Origin of the sequence: Campylobacter sp. BCW_4332 (assembly GCF_001763175.1) — a bacterium.
GTDB classification, from domain to species: Bacteria; Campylobacterota; Campylobacteria; order Campylobacterales; family Campylobacteraceae; genus Campylobacter_D; species Campylobacter_D jejuni.
In genome coordinates this window covers 67,056-88,997 of sequence record NZ_MJYF01000062.1, presented here as the reverse complement: position 1 = coordinate 88,997, position 21,942 = coordinate 67,056, and the positions used below count along the sequence as shown (strand labels likewise).

At 30.7% G+C, this 21,942-nt stretch carries 28 protein-coding genes and 2 pseudogenes; 23 read left to right on the top strand and 7 right to left on the bottom strand.

What is annotated here, in order from left to right:
• Window positions 1–53: 53 nt before the first annotated feature.
• The 5 genes from AJN64_RS07220 to AJN64_RS07200 are packed head-to-tail and all read right to left on the bottom strand — an operon-like array spanning window position 54 to window position 4,679.
• The gene (locus AJN64_RS07220; RefSeq protein WP_044778688.1) at window positions 54–719 is read right to left on the bottom strand and encodes an ATP-binding cassette domain-containing protein; all 666 of its coding nucleotides are present in this window, start codon (window positions 717–719) and stop codon (window positions 54–56) included.
• On the bottom strand, window positions 712–1,422 hold the full coding sequence (locus AJN64_RS07215) for an ATP-binding cassette domain-containing protein (protein ID WP_044778686.1): 711 nt from the start codon (window positions 1,420–1,422) through the stop codon (window positions 712–714). Before AJN64_RS07215 ends, AJN64_RS07220 begins: the two co-directional genes overlap by 8 nt.
• Entirely contained in the window at window positions 1,419–2,213 is a 795-nt protein-coding gene (locus AJN64_RS07210; protein ID WP_074487149.1) for an ABC transporter permease, read from the bottom strand. Before AJN64_RS07210 ends, AJN64_RS07215 begins: the two co-directional genes overlap by 4 nt.
• Window positions 2,200–3,144: an ABC transporter permease gene (locus tag AJN64_RS07205; RefSeq protein ID WP_053872620.1), complete on the bottom strand. Its 945-nt coding sequence runs from the start codon at window positions 3,142–3,144 to the stop codon at window positions 2,200–2,202. The genes AJN64_RS07210 and AJN64_RS07205 overlap by 14 nt, the downstream gene beginning before the upstream one ends.
• Window positions 3,144–4,679 (bottom strand): ABC transporter substrate-binding protein, encoded by a 1,536-nt coding sequence (locus AJN64_RS07200; protein WP_070292845.1) that lies wholly within the window; start codon window positions 4,677–4,679, stop codon window positions 3,144–3,146. The genes AJN64_RS07205 and AJN64_RS07200 overlap by 1 nt, the downstream gene beginning before the upstream one ends.
• Window positions 4,680–5,014: 335 nt before the next feature.
• Between AJN64_RS07200 and AJN64_RS09820 the strand changes: the two genes are divergently transcribed.
• The 9 genes and pseudogenes from AJN64_RS09820 to cgb all read left to right on the top strand — a co-directional run bounded on the left by AJN64_RS09820 (window position 5,015) and on the right by cgb (window position 9,179).
• Entirely contained in the window at window positions 5,015–5,164 is a 150-nt protein-coding gene (locus tag AJN64_RS09820) for a hypothetical protein (RefSeq protein WP_002862223.1), read from the top strand.
• A gap of 151 nt (window positions 5,165–5,315) precedes the next feature.
• On the top strand, window positions 5,316–5,723 hold the full coding sequence (locus tag AJN64_RS09815; protein ID WP_053872594.1) for a molybdopterin-dependent oxidoreductase: 408 nt from the start codon (window positions 5,316–5,318) through the stop codon (window positions 5,721–5,723).
• Window positions 5,724–6,098: 375 nt separating this feature from the next.
• On the top strand, window positions 6,099–6,323 hold the full coding sequence (locus tag AJN64_RS09810) for a molybdopterin-dependent oxidoreductase (RefSeq protein WP_053872595.1): 225 nt from the start codon (window positions 6,099–6,101) through the stop codon (window positions 6,321–6,323).
• Between the two features lie 62 nt (window positions 6,324–6,385).
• Window positions 6,386–6,781 (top strand): hypothetical protein, encoded by a 396-nt coding sequence (locus AJN64_RS09805; RefSeq protein WP_053872596.1) that lies wholly within the window; start codon window positions 6,386–6,388, stop codon window positions 6,779–6,781.
• 24 nt (window positions 6,782–6,805) lie between these two features.
• Window positions 6,806–6,991 carry a hypothetical protein gene (locus tag AJN64_RS09800; RefSeq protein WP_053872597.1) on the top strand — a complete coding sequence of 62 codons (186 nt, stop codon included), beginning with the start codon at window positions 6,806–6,808 and terminating at the stop codon, window positions 6,989–6,991.
• A 10-nt stretch (window positions 6,992–7,001) separates the two neighbouring features.
• Window positions 7,002–7,432, top strand: a pseudogene (locus AJN64_RS07175) (4Fe-4S dicluster domain-containing protein); the annotation flags it as partial.
• 126 nt (window positions 7,433–7,558) lie between these two features.
• Complete coding sequence (locus tag AJN64_RS07170; RefSeq protein WP_079860282.1) at window positions 7,559–8,185, top strand: DmsC/YnfH family molybdoenzyme membrane anchor subunit; 627 nt, start codon at window positions 7,559–7,561, stop codon at window positions 8,183–8,185.
• Window positions 8,133–8,690 (top strand): molecular chaperone, encoded by a 558-nt coding sequence (locus AJN64_RS07165; protein ID WP_053872689.1) that lies wholly within the window; start codon window positions 8,133–8,135, stop codon window positions 8,688–8,690. Before AJN64_RS07170 ends, AJN64_RS07165 begins: the two co-directional genes overlap by 53 nt.
• Window positions 8,691–8,756: 66 nt before the next feature.
• Window positions 8,757–9,179 carry a single-domain globin Cgb gene (gene cgb / locus AJN64_RS07160; RefSeq protein ID WP_002862237.1) on the top strand — a complete coding sequence of 141 codons (423 nt, stop codon included), beginning with the start codon at window positions 8,757–8,759 and terminating at the stop codon, window positions 9,177–9,179.
• Between the two features lie 19 nt (window positions 9,180–9,198).
• On the opposite strand, the gene AJN64_RS07155 is transcribed toward cgb, so the two are convergent.
• Together AJN64_RS07155 and AJN64_RS07150 are read right to left on the bottom strand one after the other, a co-directional pair.
• Entirely contained in the window at window positions 9,199–10,830 is a 1,632-nt protein-coding gene (locus tag AJN64_RS07155) for a multidrug ABC transporter permease/ATP-binding protein (protein ID WP_053872690.1), read from the bottom strand.
• A gap of 49 nt (window positions 10,831–10,879) precedes the next feature.
• A pseudogene (locus tag AJN64_RS07150) lies at window positions 10,880–12,173 on the bottom strand (MFS transporter).
• A gap of 87 nt (window positions 12,174–12,260) precedes the next feature.
• Here AJN64_RS07150 and AJN64_RS07145 point away from each other — a divergent pair.
• The 14 genes from AJN64_RS07145 (at window position 12,261) to hisF (ending at window position 21,941) form a co-directional block, all read left to right on the top strand.
• Window positions 12,261–13,058 (top strand): MBL fold metallo-hydrolase, encoded by a 798-nt coding sequence (locus AJN64_RS07145; protein ID WP_053872691.1) that lies wholly within the window; start codon window positions 12,261–12,263, stop codon window positions 13,056–13,058.
• 87 nt (window positions 13,059–13,145) lie between these two features.
• Complete coding sequence (gene infA, locus AJN64_RS07140; RefSeq protein WP_002781436.1) at window positions 13,146–13,364, top strand: translation initiation factor IF-1; 219 nt, start codon at window positions 13,146–13,148, stop codon at window positions 13,362–13,364.
• Between the two features lie 171 nt (window positions 13,365–13,535).
• Window positions 13,536–13,649 (top strand): 50S ribosomal protein L36, encoded by a 114-nt coding sequence (gene rpmJ / locus AJN64_RS07135; protein ID WP_002781429.1) that lies wholly within the window; start codon window positions 13,536–13,538, stop codon window positions 13,647–13,649.
• Window positions 13,650–13,651: 2 nt separating this feature from the next.
• A complete protein-coding gene (rpsM, locus tag AJN64_RS07130) occupies window positions 13,652–14,017 on the top strand; it encodes a 30S ribosomal protein S13 (RefSeq protein WP_002800121.1) in 366 nt (121 codons plus the stop codon).
• 9 nt (window positions 14,018–14,026) lie between these two features.
• Window positions 14,027–14,419, top strand: coding sequence for a 30S ribosomal protein S11 (gene rpsK, locus AJN64_RS07125; RefSeq protein WP_070292844.1), 393 nt, complete (start codon window positions 14,027–14,029; stop codon window positions 14,417–14,419).
• Window positions 14,420–14,446: 27 nt separating this feature from the next.
• Window positions 14,447–15,073, top strand: a complete 627-nt coding sequence (gene rpsD, locus AJN64_RS07120) for a 30S ribosomal protein S4 (RefSeq protein ID WP_002856574.1) — start codon at window positions 14,447–14,449, stop codon at window positions 15,071–15,073.
• A gap of 12 nt (window positions 15,074–15,085) precedes the next feature.
• Window positions 15,086–16,099 carry a DNA-directed RNA polymerase subunit alpha gene (locus AJN64_RS07115; RefSeq protein WP_002855748.1) on the top strand — a complete coding sequence of 338 codons (1,014 nt, stop codon included), beginning with the start codon at window positions 15,086–15,088 and terminating at the stop codon, window positions 16,097–16,099.
• A gap of 3 nt (window positions 16,100–16,102) precedes the next feature.
• On the top strand, window positions 16,103–16,456 hold the full coding sequence (gene rplQ, locus AJN64_RS07110) for a 50S ribosomal protein L17 (protein ID WP_002851332.1): 354 nt from the start codon (window positions 16,103–16,105) through the stop codon (window positions 16,454–16,456).
• Window positions 16,457–16,628: 172 nt separating this feature from the next.
• Window positions 16,629–17,528, top strand: coding sequence for an ATP phosphoribosyltransferase (hisG, locus tag AJN64_RS07105; protein ID WP_053872692.1), 900 nt, complete (start codon window positions 16,629–16,631; stop codon window positions 17,526–17,528).
• A 7-nt stretch (window positions 17,529–17,535) separates the two neighbouring features.
• Entirely contained in the window at window positions 17,536–18,822 is a 1,287-nt protein-coding gene (gene hisD, locus AJN64_RS07100) for a histidinol dehydrogenase (protein WP_053872693.1), read from the top strand.
• On the top strand, window positions 18,819–19,877 hold the full coding sequence (gene hisB, locus AJN64_RS07095; RefSeq protein WP_053872694.1) for a bifunctional histidinol-phosphatase/imidazoleglycerol-phosphate dehydratase HisB: 1,059 nt from the start codon (window positions 18,819–18,821) through the stop codon (window positions 19,875–19,877). Before hisD ends, hisB begins: the two co-directional genes overlap by 4 nt.
• Window positions 19,874–20,461 carry an imidazole glycerol phosphate synthase subunit HisH gene (gene hisH, locus AJN64_RS07090; RefSeq protein ID WP_053872695.1) on the top strand — a complete coding sequence of 196 codons (588 nt, stop codon included), beginning with the start codon at window positions 19,874–19,876 and terminating at the stop codon, window positions 20,459–20,461. Before hisB ends, hisH begins: the two co-directional genes overlap by 4 nt.
• A complete protein-coding gene (gene hisA / locus AJN64_RS07085) occupies window positions 20,458–21,192 on the top strand; it encodes a 1-(5-phosphoribosyl)-5-[(5-phosphoribosylamino)methylideneamino]imidazole-4-carboxamide isomerase (RefSeq protein WP_002862246.1) in 735 nt (244 codons plus the stop codon). Before hisH ends, hisA begins: the two co-directional genes overlap by 4 nt.
• Window positions 21,174–21,941 carry an imidazole glycerol phosphate synthase subunit HisF gene (gene hisF, locus AJN64_RS07080; protein ID WP_052858814.1) on the top strand — a complete coding sequence of 256 codons (768 nt, stop codon included), beginning with the start codon at window positions 21,174–21,176 and terminating at the stop codon, window positions 21,939–21,941. Before hisA ends, hisF begins: the two co-directional genes overlap by 19 nt.
• Window position 21,942 lies beyond the last annotated feature (1 nt).

The window sequence follows — 21,942 nt, the reverse complement described above, 5'->3', positions numbered from 1 at the left end:
CTTTATTTTACTCTAAACTTTCTATATTGAAACTTATATTAAAAAATATTTTTTTAAAGTTTTAATTTTTTATGATTAAATTTATAAAAAAGATCACTTTGATGGGTTATAAATATATAAGAAATATTATTTTTTTGCTGATAGTCATATAAAAAAGTTAAAATTTCTTTAGAAGTTTTAATATCAAGCGCTGAAGTAATTTCATCTAAAATCAACAATTTAGGATTTAAAACCAAAGCACGGATAAGACCTACACGCGTGGCTTCTCCTCCGCTTAATTCATAGGGTTTTTGTTCTAAAATTTGTTTTTTTAGACTAAAAAAATCAAAAAATTCTAAAATCAAGTCATCATTCTTTTGTAAATTAAAATTTTCCAAACCATCTTGTATAAGATTTTTGATTTTTTTATAAGGGTTTAAAGTCATTTTGTGATCTTGAAAGCAATACTGAATTTGCTTTCTTAAAAGTCTCTGTTTGTTTTTATCAAGCTTGTGTAAGTTAAGATTTTCATACCATATCTCACCCTCGCTTGGATCTTCTAAAAAACAAAGAATTCTAGCTAATGTACTTTTACCTGCACCACTTTTACCTAAAATCATTAAATTGTCATTTTCATTTAAAGAAAAATTGATATTATCAAAAACAATATGTCTTTCTTTTTTTAAATACCAATGCTTTTTAAGCTCATAAAACTTACTTAAATTACAAACTTTAAGCATTATAATACCTTAAAAACTCATCTAAACTATATAAATTTGAACTATTTTTTTCTAGCATAAGAATTTCATCTGCTAAAGAATTTACCAAATTTAAATCATGAGTGATGCAAACTAAGGCTGTAGTATTTTTTAATTCTTCTAAAATCGATATGATCTTAGAAGCGTTTTCTTTATCCAAAGAAGCTGTGATTTCATCACAAATTAAAATTTGGGGTTGATTTAATAATGCTAAAGCTAGGCTCACCCTTCTTGCCATACCCAAACTTAATTCATTAGCATAAGAATGCCATAAACGATCAAGATTTTCAAATCCTAATTTTTTAAAATAAGAAAAAGCGTAATCTTTTCTTTCTTTTTGTTTTAATTTTGTATGAGTTTTTAAAACAAGATGACATAAATTTCCGATATCCAAATAAGGATAAAGACTAAGCTCTGCATCTTGTAAAACAAGTGCCACCTTAGAACGAAAATCTCTAAGTTCTTCTTTGTTAAAATTAAAAATACAAGAATTATGAAAACTTAATTCATCAAAACTTATTGTGAAATTAGAATCTAAAAGTCTTACCAAAGCTTTTCCTAACAAGCTTTTACCCACTCCACTTTGTCCTAGTATCATTAAAGTTTTGCCTGTTTTTATATCTAAATTAATATCCTTAAGCAATAAATTATTCTTCAAACTGATATTTAAATTTCTTACCTTCAAGATCTTATACCCCAAATTTTTTGTAAAAAATTACCCAACCATAAAAGAGGTAAAAACAACAAAAGCAAGCTTAAAAGTGGAAAAAGTATCATCCACCAAGCACCTATAAAAACTGCTTTTGAAGACTCACTCAAAAGAGTACCTAAAGTTGGAATTTCAAATCCTAAGCCCAGTCCAAAAAAACTCAAAGTAGCTTCTGTGGCTATAGCATGAACAATATTAAATATAAAAAGTGTAAAAATCAGTGTTTTTAAAGCGGGTATTAAATCTTTAAAAAAAGCTCTAAATTTAGTTCTTCCAAGCACTATATTTGCTTTGTAAAAATCTAAATTTTCAAGTCTTTTTAATTCACTTTCTATAATTCTTGCTATGAAACACCAATGAATTAAAGCGATTAAAAAAATCATCAAAAACACATCAGAAGTTATCATGCTTTGAAAAAACATCATAAGTAAAAAAGCAGGCAAGGCTAAAAAAAACTCTAAAATACGCATCCAAAAAATATAAAAAAAACATCGTGCTAAAAACAAATAACACAAAGCAAAAATAATAGACAATAAAGATCCACCAACACCTATAATCAAAGAATTTCTCAAAGCAAAAAGCAAACGAGAAAACAAATCCCTGCCTAAAAAATCAGTCCCTAAAATATAAGTAAAATTAGGAGCTTGATGCAAATTTTCTAAATGAGTGCTTAAAATATCAAAAGGAGTCAAAAAAGGTGCGAACAAGGCGCATAAAAACAAAAAAATTAAAGGCGCAAGTATGATAAGAAATTTAAACAAAATCAAGCCTTCTTAATCTAGGATTTAAAATCCTAGCTACAATATCACTTAAAAATGTAAAAAATGCTGCAAGCAAAACACTAAAAAATATAAGCGCAAGCACAACAGGATAATCTTTAAAAATAATACTTTTAAAAAGTAAAGACCCAAGCCCCTCGTAAGCAAAGACACTTTCTACCACATAAGTTCCCATCATAAAACTTAAAGCACTTCCCCCAAAATAAGCCACAATAGGACTTAAAGAATATTTCAAAACTAAAAAATAAATATCTTTTTCCCTCAAAGCTCTAGCATATAAATTTTGAATAAAAATTTGAGAAAAACTTTCATTGATAAAATTTCTAGCAATCCTTAAAAATAACGCCAAATGTGATAAAACGAGCACCAAAACAGGTAAAATCAAATGCTCTAAACGATTTAAAAAATCATCTTCAAAGCCTATATCACTACTTCCCATAACAGGCAAAATTTTCCAAAAAATTCCAAAAATTAAAACAAACAATAAAGCTAAAACAAAAGGAGGTAAAGCAAAAAAATTAAAAGCTAAAAAAGTGATGATTTTATCTATAAAACTTTCTTTATAGTAATATCCTAAAAGTGCCAAAAAAACACTGAGTAAAAATAAAAGCATTAAGGCACTAAAACCCAAAATAAAAGTATTAAAAATTCTTTCTTTTATAAGCTTTAAAACACTTTCTCCACTTAAAAAAGAAACCCCTAAATCTCCTTTTAAAGCCTTAAAAAGCCAAATTTTATACTGCTCTAGCAAAGGCTTATCAAGCCCTAAATTTTGTTCTATTCTTTGAATAAATTCTTTACTTTGTGAATTAACTCCATTAACATAAGCTATACCGCCTTTACTAAAATAAAGCAAAGCAAAACATAAAAAAGTGCTAAAAAATGCTACGACAAGACTAAAAACTAAGCGTTTTAGCACTATTTACTCCACTCATAAACATTCCAAGTAAAACCCACTCCATGATGACCTAAAGTCCTTGCTTTGATACCTTTTAAATCTTTATTATAAACTAAAGCAAAATCAAGATAGGCTAAAAAGATAAAAGGAGGATTTTCATACAAAGCATCTATAAAATCTTTATAATATTTTTTTCTCTCTTCCAAATTTGAAGTATTTCTTGCTTTTTGCAAGGCTATATCCACTTTTTTATCATGATAATGTCCAAAATTCCAACCCTCATCATTTAAAGCACTATCTTGCGAACTTTCAAATACCCTAAAAGTGTGAAAATCAGGATCTAAAGGACTTCCCCAGCCTATTAAAAAACTATCTACTTTAGAATAATCAAAACTTCCAGCAGGTTTAGCCACTACCTTGCTTACAACTCCTATTTTTCTAAATTCGCTTTGCAAAATTCCAGCTAAACTTACCCTTAAAGGATCATTACTCATCGCCCAAATTTCAAATTCTAAAATTTTCCCATCTTTTTCAAAATTTCCATCTTTATTTTTCTTAAAACCTGCATTTACAAGTAAATCCTCGGCTTTTTTAGGATCATATTTGTAAATTTTAAAATTCTTAGGATTTGCCCAAGAACGCTCTAAAGGGTGATTAGCTACAAAAGCATAATCATGCAAAAGATTTTTTACTATACTTTCTTTATCAACTGCATAATTTAAAGCTTGTCTTACTTTTAAATCTTTTAAAAATTCATTATCAAAATTAAACATTAAAGCCCGATAATCAGCCGATTTTTCACGTAAAATTCCAAAATTTTCATCATTTTTAAAAATATTTAGCAAAGAAACATCGATTAAAGCTGCGTCTATCTTGCCATTTTTAAGCTCAGCACTAGCTATAGAAGGATCAAAAATGTGTTTTATAATAAGTCTTGGAGTTTTTACCTTATCAAGATAAAAATGTTCATTAGCTTTAAATTCAACATATTCACCTTTTTTCCATTTTACAAATTTATAAGGACCTGTACCTATAGGATTTTGATTAAAAGAGCTTGTGTTTAAATTCTCATTTTCAAGCAAATGTTTAGGAAGCATTCCTATGCTTAAAGCATCTAAAAATGCGGGATAAGGTTTAAAAAGTGTGATTTTTACATGAGAAGGATTTAAAATTTCCACACTTTTAATGTCTTCAAAATTGACATAAACAGAAGAATTGTTTTTAGGATTTTTAAAGGCTTCTATACTAAATTTCACATCATCAGCACCAAATTTGACTCCATCATGCCATAAAACTTCATCTCTTAAAAAAATATCATAAATAAGCCCATCTTTACTAACATCCCAAGACTTAGCCAAATCAGGTTTTAAACTCATATTTTCATCAAAACGCGTAAGCCCTGAAAATACAAGATTAATCACTGCATCATGATCCTCGCTATAAGCAGGATTTATCCTTGTGATTTCATTTTCAACTGCTATAATAAGCATATCTTTTTGGGTTTTTGCTTCTAAATTCACAAACAACAACATTACAAAAATTAAAAATCTCAACATAAAAAACCTTTTTATTTTAATAACGCACAAAATTATAAAACAAAAAAACTTAACTCGCAAGCCTATACGGGGGATAAAGTTATATTTTAGTTATAAATTTCTATTTAAATACTATATTTAATAAAATTTTTATCATTATATTATTCAAATTTTTATTTTTTGAAGTTAAATTCATAAACGAAAAATCCATTATAAAGCCTATATTTAGGAGTTTTAAAGTCTTAATTTTAATTGAATAAAATTATTATTTGTATTATAATTGCAATTACTTTTGTCACATAAATGTAAGGAGATAACATGAAACAAAATCGTAGAGATTTTTAAAATGGAGTTCTTTGTTTGGTGGCTTAACCTTAAGTCCTATAAGTCTAAGTGCAAATTTATTAAAAACTCCACCATTGATCAGCAAATGGGCTGAATGTAATGTAAATTGCGGAACAAAATGTCCTGTAAAAGTGCATACTCAAGATGGAATTATTAAATAATCAGTACTGATAATGAAGGTGATGATAGCTTTGATAATCGTCAAGCAAGAGCCTGTATTAGAGGGCGTAGTTCAAGATATAAAGTTTACAACGCAAATCGCCTAAAAAGATCTTTAAAAAGAGTGGGAAAAAGGGGTGAAGGTAAATTTTTATGCCTATTTCTTGGAAACAAGCTTTTGATGAAATTTCTGCCAAAATGCAAGAAATTAAAGAAAAATACGGCAATGAAGCCTTTTATATAAATTATGCAACAAGAACAATAATCAATCGCTGTACACAAGGTCCATGGGCTAGACTTTTAAATTTTTATGGTGATTATTTAAATTATCATAATTCTTATTCTACGGCTCAAATTTCAAATGCTATGAATTTTTTCTATGGAGGATCTCCTGCTAGCGATATATACACTTTACGCTCTGCAAAATTAGCTATATTTTTTAGAGCAAATCATGTTGAAACTAGAATGGGAGGTGGTGGAGTAGGCTATGCTTATCAAAAAGCCTTTAACACCAGGAACCGATGCAGCTTTGATTATGTGATGATAAAAAGATTTACTTGATAGAACTTTTCTTGATAAATACACCATAAGCTTTAGCGAAAATACTCTGCCACAAGATACAACCAAAACTCAAGCTATGAAAGCTATGTTTTAGGACTAAACGATGGAGTAGAAAAAACTCCTGATTGGGCTAGCAAGATTATAAACCACATAGTTCAACTTGCAAGAGAAATTACCACCATAAAGCCTTGTTTTTTATTCACAGATGCCATTTATCGCGGAAAAGAAATGGCAGATATTAGCGATGGAGTACGTGGTAAAACACAATTAAAACAAAATATCAAATTATTTTAATACAGCAGGAAATTGCCTTACAAATCAGCACAGCACCATTAAATAAGTGCATGATATTTTAAACGATGAGAATTTGTGTGAGTGTATAGTAGAGATATTAATGTAACTAGAACTCCGTCAAATAACTGCGCAGATTATATCTTACCTGATGCAACTATACTAGAGCAAGAAGATTTTATAAGACCTAGTGCAAGATATTATAGCAATAAGCCTTATATTATTTATTGTCAAAAAGCTATCGAGCCAGTTGGTGAAGTAAAACCTATTTATGAAATGTGTCTTGAACTTGCTAAAGACTTGGCATAGAAAAAGAATTTAGCGAAGGAAGAACGCAAAAAGATTGGCTAAAATATCTTTATGAAGAAAGTATGAAAAAAAATCCACTTTTGCCTAGTTTTGAAGAAATGTGCGAAAAAGGACTTGTAAAATTTGAGCCTGTAAAACCTGTAGTGGCATTACAAAGTTTTATAAAAGATCCCATCAATAATCCTTTAAAAACTCCTAGCGGAAAGATAGAAATTTATAGCACAAAACTCGCACAAATGCAAAAAACTTGGAAATTAAAAGAAGAACAACAAATAGTGCCTATTCCTGTTTTTGAAAGCCAAAGAGAAGGGATTTTAGATCCATTAAAACAAAAGTATCCTTTGCAATTTTTTGGCTATCACTACAAAGGTAAAACGCATTCTAGCTTTTGGGAAATTCCACAAATTAGAGAAGCTAATCCACAAGAAATTTGGATAAATACCATAGATGCAGAGTAAAGAAGTATCAAAACAGGCAATGTGGTGCAAGTAAGAAATGACTTAGGAATCATACCAGGTTGTGCAGTAACCCCACAAGGCGCATGGGTAAAATATGAAAATGGCACCAATGTGGGAACTTGTGTGAATTCTTTGGCAAGTATAGTGCCAACTGCTATTTCTAAAGGAAATGGACAACATTCTATTTTAGTTGAAATTGCAAAAGTTTAAGGAGAAAAAGATGAAATTAGAAGAAAATTCACAATTTGGTTTTATGCTAGATCAAAACAAATGCTTAGGCTGTAGGACTTGCTCACCTTCTTGCAAGGATTATAAAAACATGCCTGTGGGGGTTAATTTTCGCCGTGTATTTGAGACTGAAGCGGGAAATTGGACCTGTAAAGAAGATGGAAGTTTTGAGCAAAGTGTTTTTGCTTACTACACTTCTATTTCTTGTAATCATTGTTCTAATCCATCTTGTCTTAAAGCTTATCCAACCGGTGCAACAACGAAAATAAATAGGGTATAGTAACAATCGATGATAGTATGTGTATAGGCTGCAAAGCTTGTTCTATGGTATGTCCTTATGGCGCACCTCAATTTAATCATGAAAGTGGTCATATGAGCAAATGCGATGGGTGTTATGAGAGATTAAAAGAAGGTAAAAATCCAAAGGAATTTGCAATGGTGGTTGCTTTTATCCCTTCATTTTTTCATTTAAATGATATTGCACACATTTTTAATGTATTAAATAGAATGGGTGTTTTTTATGCAAATAATGAGTGACATATAGGCTGGATGAATAATGAAATTTTATTTGTATCTCTTGTGTGTGCTTTGGGCTTTTTGCTTTATCTAAAAACTTCAAATTGGGTGTTTTATCTTACGCTAATATGTGGAATTTTAGGACTTTTCTTTATGAGTGGAGCTTATGGCTCCATGCAAGAAAGTGTGCCTACTTGGGATTTTAAGATCACTTTGCTTTATTTTTTCGCTAGTACTATATTTTTAGGTGCTATTGTTTATTATTGTTTTTTTGAAAATAGCGAACATGAAAAAAATGTCGTTTTTTACAGGACTTATGGGCATAGGGCTTTAAGCACTGCTATAGTTTTGCAAACCCTACATGTAGGACAAACTTGGATTATGGGGCTTGTAAACCCTTTTGAACTTTTAGGTGGAGCCTATGATTGGTTTATATCGCTTTCTTTTGCATTCTTAGGACTTGGGATTTTTACTTGGTATTTGCATAATTATTTACATGAAAAATTTAAAAGTAAATTTTTTGCTTATTTTGCCCTACTTTGTGCATTTTTAGGGGTGTTTACCACTAGAATGCTATTTTATGGACTTATAAGTTGGGACATTCTTAATGCAAAAATTGGCAATAGATATATTTATCAATTTTTTGCAAAATCCACCTAATCATTTTTTGCTAGAAAAACTTAAAAAAGAAGAATTCTGGCAAAATTGGTTTTTAAAAAATAATAGCAAATTACAATGCACCGCTTTAAAGCTTTTATCATCTTCAAACGAAGATGATAAATTAATAGCAAGTGATTTTACTTCTTTGTTTTTAAGTGATGTTGATTATGTAAAAGCACCGCCTTTTGCTTCTTTTTATCTTGATGAAAATAAAGAAATTTATTCAGATAATTCTGATAAAATTAAGCAAATTTTTGTGCAAAATAACTTTTTTTCTTTTTTTAATGAAGAACCTGCAGATAGCTTGATAAATGAATTATTATTTATTAGTTTTTTAATCAAAAAACAAGATGATATAACTTTGCAAAAATTCTTAAAAGAAGAATTTTTTACTTGGTTTAACATGTGGAGTTTTGATGTTATCAATAAAGCTAAAACACATTTTTATAAAGCATTAGCAATATTAATGCAAGACTTTTTCAATCAACTAAATACAAAATTTTAACACAAGTCAATTTTTTTCTCCTTTTTAAGATATAAAATATCTCTTTTACAATAAAAAGGAGAAATTATGACAAAAGAACAAATTCAAATCATCAAAGATTGTGTGCCTATTTTGCAAAAAAATGGAGAGGATTTAACCAATGAGTTTTATAAAATAATGTTTAATGATTATCCTGAGGTAAAACCTATGTTTAATATGGAAAAACAAATTTCAGGAGAACAACCAAAAGCTTTAGCGATGGCGATTTTAATGGCAGCCAAAAATATAGAAAATTTAGAAAATATGAGAAGCTTTGTTGATAAAGTTGCCATAACTCATGTTAATTTAGGGGTTAAAGAAGAGCATTATCCTATAGTTGGAGCTTGCCTTTTAAAGGCTATTAAAAATCTTTTAAATCCTGACGAAGCTACTCTTAAAGCTTGGGAAGTTGCTTATGGAAAAATTGCTGAATTTTATATCGATATAGAAAAAAAGCTCTATGATAAATAATACAAGCCCATTTTGGGCTTTAATCAAATTTTTCTACTAAATTTTTAGCTAATTCCTTTATATTCTCACCCTTTAATTCGCTGATTTCACCATTTTGAGCCAAGAAAATTCTATCAGCACTATCAAAATATGCATCATCATGTGTGATAGCAAAGATTGTTTTACCTTGCTCTTTTAGCAAAGGTAAAAGTTTTTTATAAAAAAATCTTCTAAAAACAGGATCTTGATCAGCCGCCCATTCATCAAGCACTAAAATATCCCTTTCTTCAAGCAAGGCTATAAGCATAGCTAAACGCTTTTTTTGCCCTGTAGAAAGTTTGGTTAAGGTCAGTTCATTATCTTTGACACTTGTTTTATCTTTAAGTTCTAAAAACTCCAACCAAAAAGCAATTTTTTCTTCGCTTGCAAAATTTTCTTTATTTAAGGTTTTAGTAAAAAGATGAAAATCGCTAAAAACAGCAGAAATAAGAGATCTATACTCATCTAACTTTTTATCATCTATAAGCGTATCATCAACATAAATTCCGCCTTTGCTTGGCTTAAAAAGTCCTGTCAAAAGCATACAAAAAGTGGATTTACCACTTCCATTTTTACCTATTAAAAATACCAATTCACCTTTTTTAAGTTCTATATTTACAGGATTTAAGTGAAAATTTTCTTCATAAGCAAATTGAGTATTTCTAAAAGAAATTTTTTTCCATTCGCTAATATAATGTGTTTTTTTAAAACCTTCTATATAATCATCTAATTCCAATTTTGCGATCTTATCCAAAGCGATTTTTGCCAAAAGCAAAGTAGGAAAAGATCCTATCATAGATACTAAAGGGGTTCGTAAAAACAAAATAGAAAGAGCTATAGTTGTAGCATCTGCAACACTTGCCCATTCAAATTTTAAAGCTAAGTAAAACTCTACGCCCACTAAAGCCAAAAGAGTTACATTTGTCCAGTTGTTTGAGAGATTGTTAAAAAGATTGCCTAAAGTACTATTTTTCTTTTTCAATCTTGCATTATTTTCAAATTCATCTTCATAATAAAGCTTGGCTCTATCACGATTGATCAAAAGTTCTTTATGTCCATCTAGTATATTTTGGTAATTATTTTGCAAAGCATCGTCATTTTCCCTTGCCTTTCGAAAATACTGATATACTTTCATCATCAAAAAATTATTAGTAATAAAAATAACCATAATCCATACCACACACAAAGCAAAAATTTGTGGTGAAAGATAACATAAATAAACACTAGTGCATAAAATCAATATACTTGATTGTAAAAAATCAGGCAATCTTAAAAGCCCAAAAGATATATTTCTCACATCACTTCCCAAAGAAGCTAAAATTCTAGCCTTACCTACTTTAGCCACTCTTAACAAAGGAGTGTCTAAGATCTGCTTTACTACACGCCTTTGCATTTTAAAAATAAAATTTTGTCCAAAAATACTAAGTCCAAGTTCAACTATGGTAGAACTTATAAAAAATATCAAAAGCAAAACAATAAAATAAAAAATAGGAATGTTTTGTGCATTTTTAAGCAAATAATCATTGATAAAAACAAGAGTTAAAACTCCAACAGCACTTGTAATAAAAGAAAAAAGCAAAAAAGAAATCAACTTTAATTTATTTTGCTTAAGTAATTCGATAATAAAAGGCATCTATAAACTCCAAAATATAATTTTAATTATAACATTTTAAGAGTGATTATCAAAATTTTATTTTATCTTTTACTATAAAAACAGCACAAATAGCCAATAACGCTAAAAAATCATATATATACTCATACCATATAAAAATGGATTTTCATTTTTACTCGCGAGTGTATTAAGCCAAAAAACGAGTTGCGGAGTAATACCGCCTGAAATTGCATAAGCAATATTATAAGAAAAAGAAATTCCTGAAAATCTTATTTTAGCTCTAAAAACTTCACTCATTAAAATAGGCGCAAACACATTAATCCCACCTAAAAAACAAACAATCGAATACAAAATACACACCAAAACCAAATTTTTAAGTTCATATAAAGCATAAAAATATAAAAAAGAAAAAAATACAAAAGTTAAAGAAAAGAAAATGCAAATTTTAAATAAACCAAATTTATCTACAAGATAACCCATAAAAGCCCCGCCTAAAGCTATTCCCAAAATTCCTAATATCTGCAAATAACTTCCTTCAACCCCACTTAAATTTAAAATACTAGGCATAAATTTAGGCATCAATAAAACAAGCACAATAACACAACCTGTTAAAACCCAAGTCATCATCATTGATGAAAATAAATTTTTTACAATATCCTTTTCTTTAAATAAATCTTTAAGTGGAAAAGAACTAAGCGATGATTCTTTTTTCATTTGTTTAAAAACAGGAGTTTCTTGCAAAAATCTACGCAAATAAATAGAAATAATCCCAAAAATTCCACCTACAAAAAAAGCAATACGCCATGCATAAGCAGCAATTTCTTCTATACTAAAAAAAGCATTAATGATTAAAAATACTATACTTCCTAACAAAATTCCTAAAGCCATAGCTGAATTTAAACAGCTTAAAAAGAAAGCTTTTTGTTTTTCTTGACAATGTTCTCTTACAAAAACCCAAGCTCCAGGCAATTCTCCACCTATAGCTATGCCTTGAAAAATTCTTATAAGTATCAATAAAACAGGAGCTAAAAACCCAAGAGTTTCATAACCTGGAATAAAAGCTAAGACAAAGGTAGGAAGAACCATTAGTAAAATACTTAGCATAAACATGTTTTTACGCCCAAATTTATCTCCAAAATGTGCCATAACTATACCACCTAAGGACGTGCTAAATATCCAGCTGCAAATGCTCCATAAGTATTTAATAAAGCCCAAAATTCACTCATACCTTTAGGAAAAAATACATTGGCTATATATTCAGCAAAAAAGACAAAAATAATAAAATCATAAAATTCTAAAGTTCCTCCTAGTGAAGAAAGTCCTAAGATCTTAATTTCCTTTGTTCCAAATTTTGATTTTCTCATTGATTAATTACCTTAAATTTTAAAAACATTGTTTTTATTATACTATAATCATTTCCAAAATATTATCTAAAAAATTTAAGGATAAATATGTTTAATTTTATAACCACTCTTTTAAAAACCAATCTTTATTTTTTAGAAGAAAAAACCACAAGCAAAAGTTCAAATCAAACCCATATAATCCCACTTAAACAATCTGATGATGAATTTTTAAATTTATTATTTTCTTTTTTAGTGCCACAAAGCGATGAAGATAAGAATTTTATAGAAAAAACTCGCACAAAAATCAAAAGAAATGAGCATAATATTGCTCTGATAAAAAATCCAAATTTTAATGCTTTAATAGACACAGGGTTTTTAGATACTATTGATACATTAAAAGAAAAATTACATATCCAAAAAACCGATTTTAAAGATATCACTCATATTATCTTAACACATGCACATCCTGATCATATAGGAGCTTTAATGAGCGAAGAAAATCTTTTTCCAAAAGCTCAAATTTTAATCGATAAAAAAGAATATGATTTTTGGATCAAAAGCGATAGACAAGAAATTAAAAACACCTTACTTAAACTTAAAAATATAGAATTTATTAACCACTCTAAAGATTTAATCTTTCAAAATTCAGGCATTAAAGCCATACCTGCTTATGGACATACCCCAGGACAAAACGCTATAATAATTGATGATAAAATAGTCTTTTGGGGAGATTTACTTCATCTTTATGATATACAAATTCCAAAACCTAAAATCGCTATAAAATTTGATATAGATCAAAATGAGGCTATACAAACAAGGGAAAAACTACTTAAAGAATTTAAAGAAAGAAAACTCAAAGTTATAGGGACTCATGTGCCTTTTATCGAACCTAAATTTTTAGATTAATTACTTAAAAATTACTAAAAATTAAGTAAAAATTTTAATAATTTTTGCTAAAATTATAGCCTTTTTATTTCATGAAAGGAGAAAATTTTGGCAAAAGATGATGTAATTGAAATTGATGGCACCGTACTTGAAGCATTGCCTAATGCAAATTTCAAGGTTGAACTTGACAACAAACATGTAATTTTATGTCATATTGCAGGAAAAATGCGTATGCATTATATAAGAATAATGCCAGGTGATAAAGTAAAAGTAGAACTTACACCTTATAGCCTTGATAAAGGGCGTATAACTTTTAGATATAAATAATCTAAGTTATTTAAAAGCTAATTTTAGATAAAATTAGAGTTTTTGCGACAAATTACATCGAACTATATGAAGAAGTATTTTTAAAATCCACCACTTATTTTGAAAATAGTTGGTTATTCATAAAACCTGATGTAGTCGTAAATCAAGTGGAATTCATTCAAGGAGACGCTCATGAAAGTGAGACCATCGGTTAAAAAGATGTGCGACAAGTGCAAAGTAGTTCGCCGTAAAGGCGTGGTTCGCATTATTTGCGAAAATCCAAAACATAAACAAAGACAAGGATAAACATGGCTCGTATTGCAGGTGTGGATTTACCAAAGAAAAAAAGAATTGAGTATGGACTAACCTATATTTATGGTATAGGGCTTTTCACTTCAAGAAAAATTCTAGATAAAGTAGGAATTTCTTATGATAAAAGAGTTCATGAGTTAAGTGAAGATGAAGCAGCAGCTATCCGTAAAGAAATTCAAGAAAACTATATGGTTGAAGGGGACTTGAGAAAACAAGTTGCTATGGATATTAAAGCACTTATGGATTTAGGAAGCTTTAGAGGCTTAAGACACAGAAAAGGCTTACCAGTTCGCGGACAAAAAACAAAAACAAACGCAAGAACTAGAAAAGGTAAGAGAAAAACTGTTGGTGCAAAATCATAAGGATAAATCATGACAAAAAGAAAAATCGTAAAGAAAAAAGTAGTTAAAAAAAATATAGCAAAAGGTATTGTTTATATCAGTGCGACTTTTAACAATACTATGGTTACAGTAACTGATGAAATGGGAAATGCTATCGCTTGGAGTAGTGCAGGTGGTTTAGGATTTAAAGGTTCTAAAAAATCAACTCCTTATGCAGCACAACAAGCAGTAGAAGACGCTTTAAATAAAGCAAAAGAACACGGAATTAAAGAAGTAGGCATTAAAGTACAAGGACCAGGAAGCGGTAGAGAAACTGCTGTTAAGAGTGTAGGTGCTATGGAAGGAATCAAAGTAACTTTCTTAAAAGATATCACTCCATTAGCTCACAATGGTTGCAGACCGCCTAAGCGTCGTCGTGTCTAAGATATAAGAAAAATTTAGGAGAATATTATGGCAAGATATAGAGGACCAGTAGAAAAATTAGAAAGACGCTTTGGTGTTAGCTTAGCATTAAAAGGAGAAAGAAGACTAGCTGGCAAAAGTGCACTAGACAAACGCCCTTATGCGCCAGGACAACACGGAGCAAGAAAAGGTAAAATTAGTGAGTATGGACTTCAATTAAGAGAAAAACAAAAAGCTAAATTTATGTATGGAGTAAGCGAAAAGCAATTCCGTCGTTTATTTGCTGAAGCAGCAAGAAGAGAAGGAAATACAGGGGTATTACTTATCCAACTTTTAGAACAAAGATTAGACAATGTGGTATATAGAATGGGTTTTGCTACAACACGTCGTTTTGCAAGACAACTTGTAACACATGGACATGTTTTAGTAAATGGTAAAAGAGTGGATATTCCTAGCTTTAGAGTAGAAGCAGGTGCTAAAATCGAAATCATCGAAAAAAGCAAAAACAATCCTCAAATTACAAGAGCTATCGAACTTACAGCACAAACTGGAATCGTTGCTTGGGTTGATGTTGAAAAAGATAAGAGATTTGGAATTTTCACAAGAAAACCTGAGAGAGAAGAAGTTGTCATTCCGGTTGAGGAAAGATTTATCGTTGAGCTTTACTCTAAGTAATAGGGGCTAAATATGAGAAACATTACAACATCTGCTTATACGCCAACAGAATTTACAATAGAAAACATTAGTGATACTGTGGCTAAAATCAGTGCTTGGCCTTTTGAGATCGGCTATGGAATCACCCTAGCCCATCCTTTACGCCGTTTGCTTTACACTAGCACCATAGGATATGCTCCAACTGCAATTCATATTGATGGCGTAGCTCATGAATTTGATAGCATGCGTGGTATGCTTGAAGATGTAGCACTTTTTATCATTAATCTAAAAAAACTACGCTTTAAAATTAAAGGCGAATCAAATAAAGAAATAGTAGAATTTAGCTTTAAAGGCTCAAAAGAAATTTACGGCAAAGATCTAAATAATGATCAAGTAGAAGTAGTAAATAAAGACGCCTATCTAGCAACAATCAACGAAGATGCTGAACTCAAATTCACATTGATTGTTGAAAAAGGTATTGGCTATGTACCAAGCGAAGAAATTAAAGAGCTTATAAATGATCCTAAATTTATAGCTTTAGATGCTTTCTTTACACCTGTAAGAGAAGCAACCTATGATATTGAAAAAGTTTTATTTGAAGATAATCCTGATTATGAAAAAGTGGTTTTAACCGTAACAACTGATGGACAAATCACTCCAAATGAGGCTTTTCAAAATGCTCTAGAAGCTATGTATAAACAATTATCAGTATTTGATAAAATTACCAATGTTAGAAGCGTAATTAAAAATCAAGCAACAAGCAATGAACTAGAAAATACTAAATTATTGCAAAACATTACAGATTTAAATTTAAGTGCTAGAAGTTATAATTGTCTTGAAAAAGCAGGAGTAGTTTACATAGGCGAGCTTGCTTTGATGAGTGTAAGTGAACTTGCAGGGCTTAAAAATTTAGGTAAAAAATCTCTTGATGAAATTAAAAACATCATGGAAAGCATAGGTTTTCCTGTGGGAACTTCTAAGCTTAGCGATAATAAAGAAATACTTAAAAATAAAATCGCAGAATTAAAAGCACAAAACGAAGGATAAAGAATGAGACATAAACATGGATATAGAAAACTTGGCAGAACTTCATCTCATCGTGCTGCCTTATTAAAAAATTTAACTATAGCTTTAGTAAATAGCGGAAAAATCGAAACTACTCTACCAAAAGCTAAAGAATTAAGAGGTTATGTAGAAAGATTGATTACTAGAGCAAGACTTGGAGATTTTAACGCTCATAGAGCAGTTTTTGCTTCATTACAAGATAAAAACGCTACTAATAAATTAGTAACTGAAATTGCTCCAAAATTCAAAGATCGCAATGGTGGATATACAAGAATCATCAAAACAAGAATTCGCCGTGGTGATGCTGCTGAAATGGCTTTCATCGAATTTGTAGCTTAATCAAATCCTAGCTTTTGCTAGGATTAATACTTCAATTAAATATCCTAAAAATAAAAAGTTTTAAATAATTATTTTAAATAAAATTAAATTCATTTATTTTCTAAAACCCTTGCTAAAAATTCAACTACTTATGCTAATATAAGTTTTTAATTTTTAATTTCAAGGATATGTTATGCAAGAAAACACTCGTTTACGCATTGCGATACAAAAATCAGGTAGACTTTCAAAAGAATCCATAGAGCTTCTTTCAGAATGTGGTGTTAAAATGCATATCCATGAACAAAGTTTGATCGCTTTTTCTACAAATTTACCCATAGATATTTTACGCGTTAGAGATGATGATATCCCTGGGCTTATTTTTGATGGAGTTGTAGATTTAGGCATTATAGGGGAAAATGTTTTAGAAGAAAATGAACTTGAACGCCAGTCTTTAGGAGAAAATCCAAGCTATAAGCTTTTAAAAAAGCTAGATTTTGGATATTGCCGTCTTTCTCTTGCCTTGCCTCAAGAAAATAAATTTCAAAATTTGAAAGATTTTGAAGGCTTAAGGATAGCTACTTCTTATCCACAACTTTTAAAGCGTTTTATGAAAGAAAATGGGATTAATTATAAAAATTGTATGCTTACAGGTTCTGTTGAAGTAGCCCCTAGGGCAAATTTAGCCGATGCAATTTGCGATCTTGTTTCAAGTGGAGCAACTTTACAAGCAAATAATCTTAAAGAAGTTAAAGTCATTTATGAATCTCGTGCTTGTTTGATTCAAAAAGAAAATGCTTTAAGTAAAGAAAAACAAGCCTTAGTGGATAAAATTATGTTGCGTGTAGCAGGAGTAATGCAAGCAAGAGAATCTAAATACATTATGCTTCATGCTCCAAAAGAAAAGCTTGATAAAATTCAAGTCCTACTTCCAGGAGTTGAAAGACCGACTATCTTACCTTTAGCACACGATGAAAAAAATGTAGCTTTACATATGGTAAGTAAAGAAAATCTTTTTTGGGAAACCATGGAGGCTTTAAAAGAAGAAGGTGCGAGTTCGATTTTAGTTCTGCCTATAGAAAAAATGTTAAAGTGAGTAAAAAATGCAAATTTTAGTATATGATAATTTGGATGAAAAACAAAAAGAAGAAGCATTAAAACGCCCTGCTATAAGTGCGAAAGATGAAATTTCAAAAATAGTAAGTTCTATCATTAAAGAAGTGCAAGAAAAAGGTGATGAAGCTTTGATAGAACAAGCTTTAAAATTTGATAAAGCTGAAATTTCAAAGATTAAAATCACTCAAGAAGAAATTACTCAAGCAAGTAATCGTTTGGATAAAGATTTGCAAGAAGCTATTTTAGTAGCTTATGAAAATATCAAAAAATTCCACGAAGCTCAAATCCCACATGAAATCGCTCTTGAAACTACAAAAGGCGTTAAATGTGAAGTTTTAACACGTCCTATAGAAAAAGTAGGGCTTTACATACCAGGGGGTTTGGCGCCTTTGTTTTCAACGGTTTTAATGCTAGCTATTCCTGCAAAAATTGCAGGTTGTGAAAAAATCGTTTTAGCAAGTCCTGCAAAAATCAATGATGCCGTGCTTTTTTGTGCTAAACTTTGCGGCGTGGATGAAATTTATCAAATGGGTGGTGCAGGAGCTATAGCAGCTTTGGCTTATGGTACACAAAGTGTTTTAAAGGTGGATAAAATTTTTGGCCCAGGAAATGCCTTTGTAACCGAAGCAAAACGTCAAGTAAGTAGCGATATAAACGGAGCGACTATTGATATGCAAGCAGGACCTAGTGAAGTTTTAGTAATAGCTGATGATTTGGCTAATGAAAAATTTGTAGCTAGTGATTTGCTTTCACAAGCTGAACATGGTGCAGATTCTCAAGTGATTTTGGTGTGTTTAAGTCAAGATTTTGCTAAAAAAGCAAGCGATGAAGTCCAAAGTCAATTAGAACTTTTGCCTCGCAAAGAACTTGCAAGCAAAAGTATTGCGAATTCACGCATTATCATAGCTAAAGATTTAAATCAAGCCTTAGAAATTTCAAATCTTTATGCCCCTGAACATTTGATCATACAAACTCGAAATCCACGAGAACTTTTAAAAGGTGTAAAACACGCAGGATCGGTATTTTTAGGAGCTTATTCCCCGGAGTCTATGGGTGATTATGCAAGTGGGACTAATCATGTTTTACCTACTTATGGACTTACTAAAACGCATTCTAGTTTAGGTTTGGCAGATTTTAGTAAAAGAATGACCGTTCAAGAATTAAGTAAAGAAGGCTTTTTAGCTTTGGGTAAAAGTGTTGAAATTTTAGCGCAAAATGAGCATTTAGACGCACACAAAAATGCAGTAACTTTTCGTTTAGAGAGCTTAAAATGAGTCAAAAAATCCTTTTTATAGATAGAGATGGCACTTTAATAGAGGAGCCAAAAAGCAATTTTCAAATCGATACTCTTGAAAAATTGCGTTTTGAAAAAGATGCTATTCCTACTCTTTTAAAACTAAAAAATTTTGGATTTAAATTTGTCATGGTAAGCAATCAAGATGGTCTTGGAACGCCAAGTTTTCCAAAGGAAAATTTTGAAATTGCTCATGAAAAAATGCTTGATATTTTAAAAAGTTGTGGTATAGAATTTCAAGATATTTTTATTTGTCCGCATTTTGAAAATGAAAATTGTGCTTGTAGAAAACCTAAAACCGCTATGTTAGAAGAATATATCAAACACGAACTTTATAACAAGGAGCAAAGTTTTGTTATAGGAGATCGTGAGAGTGATATGATCTTAGCTTCAAATTTAAGTGTGCGTGGTTTAAGATACGGCGAACTTTCTTGGAAAGAAATAGAAAATGAAATTTTAAGTTCTTTTAGAAGTGCGAGTTATCAAAGAACTACTAAAGAAACAAATATAAAAGTAAAAGTGTGCTTAAATGGGGGCAAGGTTAGCATTAAAACAGGTATTGATTTTTTTGATCACATGTTAGAGCAAATCGCTGTACATGGAGGCATAGGGCTTGAAATTTCTTGTAAAGGGGATTTGGAAATCGATGAGCATCATAGTATTGAAGATGTAGCCTTAGCACTTGGAGCTTGTATCAAAAAAGCCTTAGGGGATAAAATCGGCATTGCAAGATATGGTTTTGCTTTACCTATGGATGAGTGTTTGGCAAGTTGTGCGATGGATTTTTGCAATCGTCCTCATTTAGTCTATAAAGCCAAATTTAAAAAATCTCATTTAGGAGCTTTAAGCACAGAAATGATCGAACACTTTTTTTATTCTTTAAGCTATGCTATGGGTGTGAGTTTGCATTTAAAAGTTAAAGGTAAAAACGATCACCATAAAGCCGAAGGGCTTTTTAAAGCCTTTGCAAAAGCTTTGAAAATGGCAGTAAAAATAGAAAGTGAAAATTTAGCCAGCTCTAAAGGAGTGATATGAAAATCATCATCATTGATACAGCCTGTGCGAATTTAGCATCTTTGAAATTTTGTCTGGATAGATTAGGTTTTAATGCAACTATCAGTAGGGATTTAAAAGAGCTTGAAAGTGCGGATAAGCTTTTTTTACCTGGAGTGGGTACCGCAAAAGAAGCGATGAAAAATTTAGAACAATTTAATCTTATTGATTTTCTTAAAAATACCAAAAAACCTTTGCTTGGTATTTGTTTAGGTATGCAAATTTTAGGAAATTTTTCTGAAGAATTAAATCAAGAAACCTTAAAACTTATAGATTTTACAACTCAAAAATTTAAAGCTAAAGAAGGCTTGACTTTTCCACATATGGGATGGAATCAAGTTCGTAGCTCTCATGCTTTGTTTAAAGGTTTAGAAGGGGCTTATTTTTATTTTGTGCATAGTTATTGTGTAGGACTTGGGGAATACACTATAGCAGATTGCGAGTATTCGCAAAAATTTAGCGCAAGCGTAATGAAAGATAATTTTTATGGGGTGCAATTTCACCCTGAAAGAAGTAGCGAAACGGGGGAAATTTTAATTTCAAATTTTATTAAGGATATAGGATGACTCAAATCATACCCGCACTCGATCTTATAGATGGCGAAGTGGTGCGTCTTGTAAAAGGGGATTACGAACAAAAAAAAGTATATAAATACAATCCCTTAAAGAAATTTAAAGAATACGAAAAAGCAGGAGCGAAAGAACTTCATCTTGTAGATCTTACAGGCGCAAAAGATCCTAGCAAAAGACAGCTTGTTTTGATAGAAAAATTAGCTAAAGAAGTCAGTGTCAATCTACAAGTAGGTGGAGGCATACGCTCTAAAGAAGAAGTTAAAGCTTTGCTTGATTGTGGAGTAAAAAGAGTAGTGATAGGATCTATGGCGATTAAAGATGCGACTTTATGTCTTGAAATTTTAAAAGAATTTGGTAATGAAGTTATAGTTTTAGCCTTAGATACGATTTTGAAAGAGGATTATGTTGTGGCTGTAAATGCTTGGCAAGAAGCAAGCGATAAGAAGCTTATGGAAGTTTTAGATTTTTATAGCAATAAAGGCTTAAAACACATACTTTGCACAGATATTTCAAAAGATGGCACCATGCAAGGAGTAAATGTAAGACTTTACAAACTTATCCATGAAATTTTTCCTAATATTTGCATTCAGGCAAGTGGTGGAGTAGCAAGCTTAAAAGACCTTGAAAACTTAAAAGGAATTTGTAGTGGGGTTATCGTAGGAAAAGCTTTATTAGACGGAGTTTTTAGCGTAGAAGAAGGGATAAGATGCTTACAAAACGCATAATTGCATGTTTAGATGTCAAAGATGGCAGAGTAGTAAAAGGAACACAATTTAAAAACCATAAAGATATGGGAGATATCATAGAGCTTGCTAGGTATTATTCTCAAAATGGTATTGATGAGCTTGTTTTTTATGATATTGCTGCAAGTGCTAGAAAAGAACGCATATCAAGAGAATGGGTAAGTGAAGTAGCAAAAAATATCAACATTCCTTTTTGTGTTGCAGGGGGTATTAAAAGCGAAGAAGATGCAGCTGAACTTTTAGCTAATGGGGCAGATAAAATTTCTATCAATTCTCCTGCTTTAAATGATCCAAGCCTAATCACACGCCTTGCTAAAAGCTTTGGCGTGCAATGCGTAGTAGTAGGGATTGATAGCTTCAAAGATAAAAATGGAAATTTAAAAGTATTTCAATACACAGGCGATGAAAAAATAAGCAAGCATAGTGGAAAAAGCACTTTAGAATGGGTTAAAGAAGTGCAAGATCTAGGTGCAGGCGAAATTGTTTTAAATATGATGAATCAAGATGGTGTTAAAAATGGCTATGATTTAGAACAATTAGAAGCTGTATATAAAATTTGTAAAGTACCTTTGATCGCAAGCGGGGGAGCGGGAAAAATGGAGCATTTTTTAGAAGCTTTTAAACTAGGTATAGATGGGGCTTTAGCTGCTTCTGTTTTTCATCAAAAACTTATAGACATTAAAGAATTAAAAATTTATCTTAAAAATCAAGGTTTAAGTATAAGGATATAAT